The 13,318-nt window shown below is 36.2% G+C and carries 8 protein-coding genes; 6 read left to right on the forward strand and 2 right to left on the reverse strand.

The features are described from left to right. The first annotated feature begins 105 nt into the window (after positions 1-105). Positions 106-2,646, forward strand: coding sequence for a GH39 family glycosyl hydrolase (locus QNH29_RS11115; RefSeq protein WP_283864831.1), 2,541 nt, complete (start codon positions 106-108; stop codon positions 2,644-2,646). A 35-nt stretch (positions 2,647-2,681) separates the two neighbouring features. On the opposite strand, the gene QNH29_RS11120 is transcribed toward QNH29_RS11115, so the two are convergent. Together QNH29_RS11120 and QNH29_RS11125 are read right to left on the reverse strand one after the other, a co-directional pair. Beyond that, on the reverse strand, positions 2,682-3,074 hold the full coding sequence (locus tag QNH29_RS11120) for a C-glycoside deglycosidase beta subunit domain-containing protein (RefSeq protein WP_283864832.1): 393 nt from the start codon (positions 3,072-3,074) through the stop codon (positions 2,682-2,684). A gap of 1 nt (position 3,075) precedes the next feature. Then, positions 3,076-4,095, reverse strand: a complete 1,020-nt coding sequence (locus QNH29_RS11125; protein WP_283864833.1) for a sugar phosphate isomerase/epimerase family protein — start codon at positions 4,093-4,095, stop codon at positions 3,076-3,078. Between the two features lie 358 nt (positions 4,096-4,453). Between QNH29_RS11125 and QNH29_RS11130 the strand changes: the two genes are divergently transcribed. The 5 genes from QNH29_RS11130 (at position 4,454) to QNH29_RS11150 (ending at position 13,227) form a co-directional block, all read left to right on the forward strand. After that, a complete protein-coding gene (locus QNH29_RS11130; protein WP_283864834.1) occupies positions 4,454-5,242 on the forward strand; it encodes a sugar phosphate isomerase/epimerase family protein in 789 nt (262 codons plus the stop codon). Between the two features lie 20 nt (positions 5,243-5,262). Next, a complete protein-coding gene (locus tag QNH29_RS11135; RefSeq protein ID WP_283864835.1) occupies positions 5,263-6,357 on the forward strand; it encodes a Gfo/Idh/MocA family protein in 1,095 nt (364 codons plus the stop codon). Positions 6,358-6,440: 83 nt separating this feature from the next. After that, entirely contained in the window at positions 6,441-8,687 is a 2,247-nt protein-coding gene (gene bglX / locus QNH29_RS11140) for a beta-glucosidase BglX (protein WP_283864836.1), read from the forward strand. Between the two features lie 394 nt (positions 8,688-9,081). Beyond that, positions 9,082-10,479 (forward strand): MFS transporter, encoded by a 1,398-nt coding sequence (locus tag QNH29_RS11145; RefSeq protein WP_283864837.1) that lies wholly within the window; start codon positions 9,082-9,084, stop codon positions 10,477-10,479. A 69-nt stretch (positions 10,480-10,548) separates the two neighbouring features. Continuing rightward, on the forward strand, positions 10,549-13,227 hold the full coding sequence (locus QNH29_RS11150) for a sugar-binding domain-containing protein (RefSeq protein ID WP_283864838.1): 2,679 nt from the start codon (positions 10,549-10,551) through the stop codon (positions 13,225-13,227). The last annotated feature ends 91 nt before the right edge of the window (positions 13,228-13,318 follow it).

Genomic DNA, 13,318 nt, shown 5'->3' on the forward strand with positions numbered 1-13,318 from the left:
CCATAATATTAATTAAATTTTAAATAATTCGTCGAGTTTTAAATTGTTGATATGTTATATTAAAAAATAGTAGTTTAAAGAACAGCATTTTAGGGAGGGATGGAATTGGTTGGTTCGCAAACTTTCCAATCTTCAATCGATTCGAAGTTAGTAACGATTTCAGTGATGAACCACAAGAGTAACCTGGAACATGCCCACAGAGAGATAGAATTGATCTATATGATAAAAGGTAATTTGCAGGTTAAAGTGAATAATAAAATTTTTCAAATGAAAAGTTCTGATTTTGTATTGGTAAATTCTAATGAATTTCATTCTTTCCATTCTAATGAAGATAATTTATTTATTGTTTTTCATATTAATTACTTTGAGCTAAGTTCGCTTCTAGCCCAAAAAAATCTATTATTCACTTGTAATTCACTTGAACACGACCACTCAGCCAATCACGAATTAAGAACAGTGATTGAAAACTTACTAACAGTATATATGAAAGTAAACCATTTTTCTCAAGTAGAATTTTTAGAAAAAACTTATAAATTCATTTCAACGCTTCGAATGAATTTTTTACAGAATCAAAATCAAATGCTGCTTAATACGTCCATCAAAGGCCAAAATGATCGATTAACAGAAATCATTGATTATATTCAAAGTAACTATCGAGAGCCTTTATCGTTAGAGGAAGTCGCTAGTATTCATTATCTCTCCATTCCTTATCTATCTAAGTTTTTTAAAAAGCAAACCGGAAAAACATTCTCGCAATACTTGAATGAGATTCGTTTGGCCCATGCTGTTAACGAATTAGTTAACTCTGATAAACCAATAACTAGAATTGCATTAGATAATGGATTTCCAAATCTAGCTTCCTTTAATAGAGTCTTTAATGAAAGTTATCAACTAAAGCCTGTTGAATACAGAAAACAAATGTCTGGAACCACAGTGAAGAAAGAAAACTCAATCAATGATATTAGTAGTCTAGAAACCAATGAAGCACTAACCGAGCTGCGCGATTATCTGAAAAGTACGGAGGATAAAAGAGGTCAGTCCACTCCTGAATTCAGACATGATACGGAAACCGAAGTTGTCAAAATTGGGAAAACAGATGCTTTTATAAAGTATTGGAATCGATTACTGAATATTGGGTATGCAAAAGATTTATTGAATTCCGATATGCAGGAGCAAATTACCCTTCTGCAATCAGAAATCGGCTTTACCTATGCGAGATTTTGGGGATTGTTTGGGGATGATATGCTGCTAGAAGATCGCTCTGGAGGAAACGTTACTTACAATTTTTCGAATGCGAACAAATTATTGGATTTTCTCATTAAAAATAAATTAAAACCCTTTATTGAGATGGGGCCAAAACCAAAAATCATTCAAAAAGCGATTGGGGAAACTCTTGTCATCCAAACAATAAGCAGTGAAAGGACATTGTCCGAATGGCACAATCTCGTGACGGCGTTTTTGCTGCAATGCATCGAACGTTATGGTATTGAAGAAGTCGAGACATGGTATTTTGAATTATGGCGGCCAATGGATGAACTTAATAGTAAAGCAGAGGAAGAAAAAGATTTCCTCGCTAAAATGCAGAACAATCAAAATCGAGATCCAGAATTTGATGGGTATTTTAAGATATTTAGTGAATTTAAAAAGACTGCGCAAAACCTGGTTCCTGGAGCAAAGATAGGAGGATGTGGTTTAAGCATGGATCTAGAAGGTGACAAACTGGATTTCTTGCTGGACCAATGGAAACAGCAAGAAATTCAGCCCGACTTCCTCTCCATTTATCTTTATCCTATTGAAATAGATCGTGATAAATATAGGGTTCCAATCAAAAATTTACATTCAACGAATCCTCACTATGTCTTAAATAAGTTAAATGATGTAAGAAAATCTCTGAAAAGAGCAGGTTATGAGAATTTAGAACTAAACGTCACCGAATGGAATATCTCCATCTCTAATCGTAATTATCTTAATGATAGCAGTTTTAAAGCGTCCTATATGGTAAAGAATATTGTTGAGAATTTGAATCAAAATCAATTGAAAATGATGGGATACTGGTTGAGTTCTGATATTTTTAGTGATTTTCGAGATTCGAAAAATATTCTTCATGGCGGTGCCGGGCTGTTGACCAAAAATGGCATTAAAAAACCGAGTTACCATGCATTCGTACTTTTAAAACAATTAGGTGAGATTCTAGTAGCGAAAGGTGACAATTATATTGTTACCAAAAAATCCGGTGATCGTTATCAAGTAGTATGTTTTAACTACAAACATTTCAATTATTCTTACTACCTGCATCCTGAGGGCAGTACAGGAATCCACGAGCAATATGAAATTTTTGAAAATAATGAGCCTATGAATCTCTCATTAGAAATACTAGGTATTGCGAATGGGAAATATCGTGTTAAAGAACTAAAATTAAACCGCGATCATGGCAGTATTTTAGATGAATGGTTGAAATTTGGTGTGGTGGATGACATCAAACCGGATGAAGTGGATTATTTTAAGCAAATTTGTGTACCTCATATGAAAGTTGATCATTCACTTGTTGACAATCATTCCATTATCTTAAAAGGGGAACTTCAACCCCATGAAGTGCGCTTGTTTGAGCTAAATTTGCTATTTGGCGAGAGAGAAAAAAGAGGGTAAAAATCTTTATGAGATTTTTACCCTCTTTTAATTTATTAACCTATTTCAACAGTCCTTACTTTATGTCCAGCTAAAGGTACAGGTATATACGCAGTACGGACAATTACATCTAAAGCAATCTCGTGACTTCCCGCAGATAAACCGCCTTCTTTAAAGACTCTAACAGTTAACGGTTCTCCATATTCCCATTTATAGGTTGTGACGGTTTCCATTTCATCTAATGTAAACCAATCCACTTCATCAACTGAGCATCTAATATCCTCACGTGCCACCTTTTCACCATCTACTTCAACACCAATATCATTGACCATCGATAAGGGAATACCCCGATAATAGGTAATATTGGTCTTTAAAACAAATCCCGTTACATGATCAGCTTCTACTATATTCTTACAAGTATTTTCTAAGAACACATTATTATCAAACATCTTAGTATACCTCCTGACCTTCTAATTCTTTTATGAGGTTTCGAATAAGTGCTTGATGTGCTAAAACCTGCTCTTTTTCCTTCATTGGATTTCCAGGCAGTACCCAGCGGTTTCCTTCATATTCTGTAGAAACATAGCCATCATAGCCTTTTTCATGAAGATATTGCAGGATTCCATTATAATCCATCGAATATTCTTCTCCCGTTTCCGTCATTTCAAATAACTTAAAGTGGAAATGTTTAATGTAAGGCATATATTCATCTAAAATACTGTATGGTTCATTTTCATATCCATCTGCCATATGGGCAAAGAAGTAATCAGCATCTGACTTCAATAATTGCTTCAACTCAGCTGGGAATCCACCATTTTCAAGATAAACTTTTCTTGGGTCTTTTCCTTGCTCGAAAATGCGATTGATATAATCAATTACTTCTTGGCTTGTTCCTAAATGCTTACAATATTCTGCCATGACTCTTGGAAGCCTGCGGCAGAAAATCCCCGTATCAATCACAAGACCTACATAAGGAGAATTTAATCTCTGCATCTCTTTAATAAATTCTTGTGTTTTCTTAACATCGAAGCTCAAACCAGCATGGATTTCTAGTGCCAAAGTGACATTAAATTTTTCAGCATATGGCAACAATGGTTCGATGACAAAAGCGGGTACCATTGATACCAAACGAATCAGCTTAATCCCTAATCGACTTGCAAGTTTAATTTCTTCAATAAGTAAATCAACACACTCTTTTTTCGTTAATTCTCGATTTTTGTATAAGTTTGTATTTAAGAAAACGTCTGCAATCACTGGCTTCATTTTATAGGTCGAAACTAATCGATCCCATTCTTCTAAAGTTTTTTCTGATGGATGGGGGGCGTTATGCATCATCTGATCAGGAATGATTTCAATTCCTTCAACCGAATTTTCTGCGAGAAATTTAAAGATATCCTCTAGGCTCATACGCTTATTTAAATATTCATCCTGTAAACTATACAAACTTACGCATGTTTTTAATTTGCTCATTAAAAAATCTCCCTTCATGTTTTCTTATTTGATGTCGCTTACACATGTATCATAACCTGCGTATCTCTCCATGCCTTTTCATTAATTATCTTAGTAGATATATATTTTCGTCTCTTTTTGGTTTCCTTCTTTTACTCACAAACAGAGGTTAAAAAAAACATATAAATTTTTAACCTCTAGTCTATTCAGCTGCTTTTATGAAATTAAAATAAATTAAAATCTGCAATAAATTGGTTAACAGGTGAGGAGATGAGCAAAATCAAATGGATTAAAATAAGATTGTAAGCGTTACTCAAACACAAATAGTTATATAGATTGGTAGACCAATAATTAATAAAAGGAAAAGAGTGGGTTAAAAATGATGCAACTTGGAATTATTGCCACAGCTACAGAAGAAAGTTTTCAAAAAGCAAAGCGAAAAGGACTAGATTTTATTGAAGTATGTGTGAACGAAGGTCAAGATGTCGATGCCTTTTATCGCAATCGGGAAAATTTAAAGAGATGGAAAGATGAATACGGTGTTGCGGTTGGCTCAATTGGCAGATGGAAGTCTTTGCGCATTGATGAAAAGGGAAGTGTCATTGAAGAGGAATTAGAAAGATGCTATCAATTGATTGATGTGGCAGAAGAATTAGGTTGTACGAATTTTGTGAGTGGCTGTAATTATGTTGACGAATTATCCTTTTATGAAAACTGTACAGCAGCAATAAACTTTTTCTCCCTGCTTATGGATTACGCGAAACCAAAAGGAGTAAAGGTCTCAACTTACAACTGCCGAAAAGTAAACTATGTCAATACTCCAGAGGTATGGAAAATCGTTCATGGTCATTTAAAAGACTTAGGGATTAAGTTTGACCCATCCCACAGCCGATATTTTGGAGGAGATTACTTACAGGAAACATTAGATTGGGGAGAGCGTTTTAACCACATTCATTTAAAGGGTTCCATGATCATTAATGGTCAAAGAGTAGATGATCCACCAGCAGGGTTGGATCAAACAGATTGGAAAACCTTTATTTCATTACTAAGAGTGAAAGGATATTCCGGGGGCTTGAGTATTGAGCCGCATTCACCAGTTTGGACAGGGGAACTTGGTGAAAAAGGAATTGATTTTACCATCGAATACATGAGGAAAATTGCATTTTAATGCATGGGGGAGAGGTTTAAATGAATAAGCGAAAATTAAGATATGGGTTAATAGGTGCTGGGAGTAATGCGGAAAGAAAGCATTTAAATAATTATAGGGATCTCCCTAATATTGAATTAGTCTCTATATGTGATGTGAATATTGAAAATGCTAATAGATTAGCTGATAAATATAAGATTGATAAAGTTTATAGCAATTATAAAGATATGCTGAATGCTGAAGATTTGGATCTAGTAAGTGTTTGTACACCTAACTATTTACACGCGGAAATTTCCATTTATGCCCTTTTAAAGGGAGTAAATGTTCATTGTGAGAAACCATTAGCAGTCAATGCAATCGAAGCCAAAAAAATCACCGAAGCTAAAAATAAATCAGGGAAAAAGGTAATGCTTGGCTTAAATAACCGCTTTACAAACGAAGCGGTTTACTTGAAGAAATATATTGATGCGGGCTTCCTAGGTGAAATATACCAAGCGAAGGCTGGCTGGATTAGACGAAGTGGAATACCTGGAAGAGGCACCTGGTTTACGAATAAAGATTATGCTGGCGGCGGTGTTATGATTGATTTGGGTGTTCACTATTTGGATTTAGCTATGTACCTAATGGGTATGCCAGAACCTTCATATGTGACTGGAGCCACTTATAATAATTTTGACCAGACGACTACCCGGAATCGAAATGGGTATAAGGGAAATCCAAATGGTATCTTTAATGTCGAAGATTCTGCTATTGGCTTTATTGGTCTTAAAAATGGTGCAACAGTCAATTTTGAATTCAGCTGGGCCTCCAATATTGAAAAAGACAAGCAGTTTGTTGAAATACTAGGAACGAAAGGTGGAGTTTCTCTCATAAATGGTGTGTTAAAAATTCATTCTGAACTATTGGACACCTGTGTTGATATTTCTCCTATTTTGAATCCTACTATTAAATTAATGAATGAATTTGAACACTTTACAAATAGTATTATATCAGGAGATCCATTAATAGCTCCCGCGGAGCATGGAGTTTACATGATGAATATTATTGATCATTTTTATCAAGCTGCAAGTAAAAATGAGCCTGTTTTTTTCGAGCAAGAGAAAAATAAAATTCTATTACTTTCTTCATCGTTTTAAAGAAAAAGTATCCGATGGATAGATTTTAATTAAATCATTCTATCGGATATTTTATGTATTTTTAATTATCAAAGTTGAGAGGAATGATTATCGTTATGCTAGAAACGGCTATGCAGGATAAAATGATAGTGGAAGATTGCGAAAGTAAAATAAATGAATTAATTGGCAAAATGACTTTAGAAGAAAAGGTTGGTCAACTTACACAAATTGTTCCATCTCTTTATGGTGCATTTGAAGAAATTATTACAAAGTTGGTTGAAGGTGAGATTTCCTATCAGGAATTTCAGGCAATGGAGAAGAATTATCATAAGGATGAAATCAGAGAAGGTATTCTCGGTTCCATGGGTGGAGTTACAGGAGCAGAAATCTCTAATGAATTACAAAAAATAGCCATAGAGGAGTCAAGACTAGGAATTCCAATGCTATTTGGCTTGGATGTTATCCATGGCTATAAAACTATTTTTCCAATTCCGCTTGCAGAAGCGTGTAGTTGGGATTTGGAAATAATCGAGAAAACGGCAGAAATTGCTGCTAAAGAGGCTTCGGCAGCTGGGATTCATTGGACCTATGCACCGATGGTAGATATCACCAGAGACCCGCGTTGGGGACGAATTGCAGAAGGTGCAGGAGAAGATACATATTTGGGGAGTATGATTGGAGCTGCGCGAGTAAAAGGGTTTCAAGGAGGAGACTTATCTGAGTCTCAAAGAATTCTTGCCTGTGCAAAGCACTTTGCTGCTTATGGAGGGGCTGTGGGCGGCCGGGATTATAATACAGTGGACATGTCGCTTCAAACTCTTCATGAGGTTTACCTTCCTCCTTTTGAAGCAGCAGCGAGAGCCGGTGTTGCAACATTCATGAGTGCCTTTAATGATTTAAATGGTATCCCGTGTTCGGTCAATAACTACCTTTTAACAGAAGTATTAAGAGAACAGTTAGGATTCAAAGGATTTGTTATTAGTGATGCTAATTCGATCGCAGAAGTGGTCGTTCATGGAGAATCCGTTGATCGCAAGGAAGCAAGTAAGAAGGCATTACTAGCAGGGTTAGAAATGGATATGAGTCACGGTACTTACCAACAGGATTTACCAGAACAAATCAAAAATGGTGATATTCCTGTAGATGTATTGGACGAAGCAGTTCGCCGTGTCTTACGAGTGAAATTTCATATGGGACTATTTGATAACCCATACAGAACGAATAAAGAATTGGAAGAAAAAACCTTGCTTGCTCCTGAACATGTTAAAGTGGCTAGAGAGATGGCGCAACGCTCCATTGTATTGTTGAAGAACGACGACAATATCCTGCCTTTAAAGAAGAATCTAAAGAAAATTGCTGTTGTTGGTCCATTGGCTGATAATCAGAAGGAAATGTTGGGTACATGGGCGGTAACGGGTGATCCAACGTCGGTAGTCACTGTTCTATCAGGAATCCAATCTGCGGTGGATAAGGATACAGAAATCGTCTATTCAAAGGGCTGCGAAGTCATTGGAAATAAAAATATGGACTTTGATGCGGCCGTTCAATTAGCAAATGAATCTGATGTGATTATTGCGGTCGTTGGTGAAAATGCCGACATGAGCGGAGAAGCTTCAAGCCGTATGGATCTAAACTTACCTGGTAGACAGGAAGATTTATTAAAGGCATTGCATCAAACAGGTAAACCAGTTGTTGTTGTCCTCATTAACGGAAGACCATTAACGATTCCTTGGGCGGCTGAGAACGTATCTGCGATTGTAGAAGCATGGCAATTGGGCATTCAGAGCGGTAATGCGATAGCGGATGTTTTGTTTGGAGACTACAATCCAAGCGGTAAACTAGTCGCTACTTTTCCATATTCCGTTGGCCAAGTGCCAATCTATTATAATCATCCGAAAACAGGAAGACCAGCAGGTAAAATAAAATTCACATCCAAATATATAGATGGACCATCTGAGCCATTGTATCCTTTTGGTTTTGGTTTAAGCTACACAACATTTGAATATGAAAATCTTCTTCTTTCTTCTTCTGAAGTGACTAAAGAAGGGAAAGTGACAGTGAATGTAGATGTAATCAATTCAGGAGGCCGCACTGGAGAAGAAATTGTCCAGCTGTATATTTCTGATGTTGTTGCAAGCCGAGTAAGACCCGTTAAGGAGTTAAAAGGATTTAAAAAGGTAGCACTTCAGCCAGGGGAGACCAAAACCGTTAGTTTTGAGCTTGAGATCAAGAATCTTGGTTTCTACAATGAGGCAATGGAGTACATGATTGAACCAGGTTTATTTAAAGTTTTTGTCGGTCCTAATTCAAAGGATGAGCTTGAAGGAGAATTTATAGTAGTTAATTATTAATTTATTTAATTAATAGTTTTATTTTTGACGCAACCCTTTAATTTATTTTAGTGGTTGCGTTCTTTTTTTTGTTATCATCATGCATTGGATTGACTATTTATTCATTTAACCTAATCAAATATGTGATAAAATAACTAGAAAAAGAGATGAGCGTGAACAGTTTCAGATAGTATTTTCCTAATATTGGATTTTTTAGATTAAAAATAACAGTATAATTTTTATCCTAGTAAAAATGAAAGCCCTTTAATTTTAAAAAAGGTTAAAATATGAGAGTTATATGTTTAATAATATGAAGGCGTTTGCATAAAGGGTCAGATAATATAATGGTAACAGTAGCTACTGTAAGGAAGAAATACACATGTTGGGGTCAGTACTTAAAAATAGGAGGAGAAATATGGCAAATGTTGTTGTTCAGCAAACTAATGATATCGTTGCACCTCAGAGTACCGAAAAGCTAAGTTTTATGACCAAGTTAAGTTATGGTTTTGGAGAGTTTTCTGCTAGCGTTGTTTGGAGTTTAGCATCATCCTATTTATTATTCTTTTATACGGATGTTTTCGGAATCGCAGGTGGTGTGGCTGCTGTCATTTTACTAGTTGCCAGGGTTTGGGATTGTTTCGTAGATCCGATACTTGGACTAGTAATGGAACGTACGAAAAGCAAACACGGACGTTTTAGACCATATATTCTTTACGGGGCATTAGCTCTATGTGCCCTTAATATCTTAACTTTTTACACTCCAGATCTTTCAACTACCGGCAAGGTGATTTACGCTACGATTACTTATTTATTATTAGGTACAGTTCACTCAGTGGTTAACGTTCCATATGGTGCACTGGCAACCGTAATGACAAGAGATACAAACGAAAGAACGAATTTAAACGTTTATAGAGGAGTTTTTGGACAATTAGCAGGTATTCTAACAGGTGCTGCTGTAATGCCTTTAATTACTTTTTTAGGTAAGGGAAATCAACAAAACGGGTTTTTCTATGCAGCAATTGTTTTATCACTAGTATCAGCTCCACTTCTTATCTTAACGTTTAAAAACTGTAAGGAAGTTGTTACTCCAGCAAAAGAAGAAAGACCAACTATTAAAGAATCATTAAAATCTGTTTGGTCCAATAAACCAGTATTGTTAATTTTATCTAGTCTTTTCATTGTTTTACTTGGTGTATTTGGCAGAATAGGAACTATTGTATATTACGCTATTTATGTATTAAATCGACCAGATTTAATTGCGGTATTATTTACAATTTTATCGGTTTGTGGAGCAATTGGAGCTTTTGGCGTTTCTTTTATTGCAAAATTCTTTGAAAAGAAGACCCTTTTGATTGCCGGCTCCATTGTTATGGGACTTGGCTGGTGTGGATTGTATTTAACACCTGTGACAAACTTTACGATGATCTATATTTTGTCAGCGATTTCATGTATTCCTCTTGGATTCAGCGGCCTTATGGTGTTCAGTATGGTTGGTGACGCGATCGATGAGAGTCAATTAAAGACGGGCGTACGTGCAGACGGTGCAATCTATTCCTTTACAAGTCTAGTAACCAAGATTGCGAGCGCTGCAGTAGGAGCTTTAAGCGCCGCTATACTAGGAGCAATCGGGTATGTTGCGAATACACAACAAACTCCGGAAGTAGTGAACGGAATTAACATGTTAGTAAATTTAGGACCTGGTCTATTATTGATTATCGGAACGATTCCATTGTTCTTCTATCATATTACAAAGGCAAGAGCTATGAAGAATACAGAAGAACTTCTAAAAAGACAAAATGGATTAACAATATAAATTTGCATAGAGCTTATAAGTTATACAAATATGTGTAGCTTATAAGCTATTTTAATAGGAGGATTCATCATGGAAAGAACCATAAAGGATTTAATCAATCATAAAAATGAAAATTACATTCTTCCTTTTCTTTGGATGAAAGGGGAAGATGAACAAATAATCAGAGAAGAAATTTCAAAAATCTATGAATGCGGAATACGAGGCATCTGTGTAGAAGCAAGGCCGCATCCCGATTTCGCAGGTCCAGGATGGTGGCATGACCTCGATATCGTTATGGAAGAGGCCAAAGAGCGAGGTATGCGTGTTTGGGTGTTAGATGATGCTCATTTTCCAACCGGATATGCCAATGGTTTAATTGAGAAAAAATATCCGGACCGGAAGAAAACCTATATTAACTACAATACTCTCGATATCTTAGGAGCCCAAAATGAGGTAACGGTACATATTACCCCTATGCTAAAACCAAAGACTTCCTGGTTGGATATTGGTAAACCGATAGACAAAGAAGAACAAAAAAACAATAAATTAATTAGTGCCGTAGCAGCAAAGTTAGTAACAGACGGTATTATTTCTGAAGAATTAATAGATTTAACGGACAGAGTTGTGGGCGAATTTTTAACATGCTCATTGCCAGAGGGACCATGGAGACTTTATGTCGTCTATGAAACCAAGACAGATGGCGGGAATCCGAAATATATCAATATGATCGATGAAGAGTCTGTCAGCACACAGCTTGAAGCAGTGTATGAACCACATTTTGATCGTTATAAGGAGGAATTTGGTAAGACGTTTGCCGGATTCTTTTCTGATGAGCCAGCTTTTGGAAATGTAAATGGATTTGATTTCAATGAATCGATTGGTAGAAAAGATATGCCATTACCTTGGAGTGAAGAGGCAAAAACTATGCTTACTGACGCTCTTGGGGAGGACTGGCGGTTGTATCTCCCATATTTATGGAATAGTTCTGAAGAAATGAATCAATGTGTTCATACTCGATATACGTATATGGATATCGTTACTCGTTTATATGAAAAGAACTTTAGTAAACAATTAGGACAATGGTGCGAAGACCGTAATGTTGAATACATTGGCCACGTTATTGAAGATAATGATCAGCACAGCCGATTAGGAAGCGGTGCGGGGCATTTCTTTAGAGCTTTGTCAGGCCAGCATATGTCGGGAATTGATGTGATAGGCGGTCAAGTAATTTTTGGTGGTGCTGGTTTAGAGAGAAGGGGAGTCTTCAAAGGAGACGGAGAATTCTATCATTATACATTAGGCAAGCTCGGTTCTTCCTACGGTCATCTAGACCCTAAGAAAAAGGGTAGAACCATGTGTGAACTTTTTGGAGCTTATGGCTGGAAGCTTGGTGTCAGGGATATGAAGTATATTTTGGACCACTTACTTGTCCGTGGTATCAATTATCTCGTGCCACATGCCTTTTCTATGCGTGAGTACCCTGACTTTGACTGTCCACCGCATTTTTATGCAAGAGGGCATAATCCGCAGTTCAAGCATTTTGCCCATCTTATGCACTATGCCAATCGCCTTTGTCATATTTTTAATGGTGGTACTCATGTTGCTCCAGCAGCCATTTTATATCACGGTGAAAGTGAATGGACTGGGGAATATATGAAAATGCAAAAACCAGCCAGAGTACTGATTGAAAATCAAATCGATTTTGATTTTGTTCCGATTGATATCCTAAATAATCTAGGTTCTTATAATGGAAATGTGGAGAATAAGGTTTTACACATCAATGGTGAAGAATTTAAATGTTTAGTGATACCGTACAGTCAATATATAACGAAAGAATTGGCTGCTTTTATTAAAAATGCAGAAGGCTTGGAGATTATTTTTGTAGACGGAAGACCTGAAGGGATTTCGAATATAGTAGATCGACTGGAAGCATCAGAACTTTTGGGGGCTATTGAAAAATGTAAAGTGGTTTCTTTAAGTGAGTTAGCTTCTGTCCTTAAGTCAGATGGAATTTTTGATATTCAATTAAGGAAGCCTTTTAAAGACTTAACTTATTACCATTATACTAAGGAAAATAATATTTACATGTTTCAGAATGAATCCGCACATGAGACCTTTAGTGGTGAAATTGAATTATCCTCTGGAGAATTTGCTATTGTCTATAACGGGCTAGAAAATACATTCGAAAAACTACCACTAAGAAAGGAAAACGGAAAGGCGATAATTTATTTAGAGCTTAAGCCTTATGAATCTTATGTGGTGTTTGTTAGTGATGATGATCAAGGCAGCGAGTTCAGAGAGTATCGTCCGGTTTCTATGAAGATTTCGGATTGTGAAGATACATTGGATCTATCAATAGATTGGAACTATTCACTGGTTAAAAATATCGAATATCCAAATTTCGGTGAAGCGAATTCAATGAAAAAATTAATGCCCATTTCCAAAGAAAATCCTAGCTTCACTGGTATCATTAAGTATGAAAAGACATTTAATTTAGAAGAAGGTCCAAAAGAAGGAATATTATCATTCGAGTACATTTATGAAGCAGTTGAACTATGGATCAACGATGAATATGCAGGGATGAAAGTGTGTGCACCATATGTGTTCGATGTTACAAACTATTTAAGGGAAGGTACCAATACCATTCGTGTGGAAGTGGCAACTACCTTAGACCGGGATCGTTTCAATCACCCAGAACCTCCATTTATTGTGTGGCACGACGCAATCGACCCAACCGGAATGTTTGGAAAAATAACTCTATCGATATAAGTAACTTTTGAGGTGTGATACACAATGTATCGCACCTTTTTTATATTATCTTAATCACAATCTCCTTAGATTAAAAAAAAACATATAATTC

It is taken from the genome of Neobacillus sp. DY30 (assembly GCF_030123065.1).
Classification (GTDB): domain Bacteria; phylum Bacillota; class Bacilli; order Bacillales; family Cytobacillaceae; genus Neobacillus.

Bases quoted from the DNA above. Each gene is read 5' to 3' on its own strand.
- QNH29_RS11120 (WP_283864832.1), bottom strand. From the start codon at position 3,074: ATGTTTGATAATAATGTGTTCTTAGAAAATACTTGTAAGAATATAGTA.
- QNH29_RS11125 (WP_283864833.1), bottom strand. From the start codon at position 4,095: ATGAGCAAATTAAAAACATGCGTAAGTTTGTATAGTTTACAGGATGAA.
- QNH29_RS11130 (WP_283864834.1), top strand. From the start codon at position 4,454: ATGATGCAACTTGGAATTATTGCCACAGCTACAGAAGAAAGTTTTCAA.
- QNH29_RS11135 (WP_283864835.1), top strand. From the start codon at position 5,263: ATGAATAAGCGAAAATTAAGATATGGGTTAATAGGTGCTGGGAGTAAT.
- bglX (WP_283864836.1), top strand. From the start codon at position 6,441: ATGATTATCGTTATGCTAGAAACGGCTATGCAGGATAAAATGATAGTG.
- QNH29_RS11145 (WP_283864837.1), top strand. From the start codon at position 9,082: ATGGCAAATGTTGTTGTTCAGCAAACTAATGATATCGTTGCACCTCAG.
- QNH29_RS11150 (WP_283864838.1), top strand. From the start codon at position 10,549: ATGGAAAGAACCATAAAGGATTTAATCAATCATAAAAATGAAAATTAC.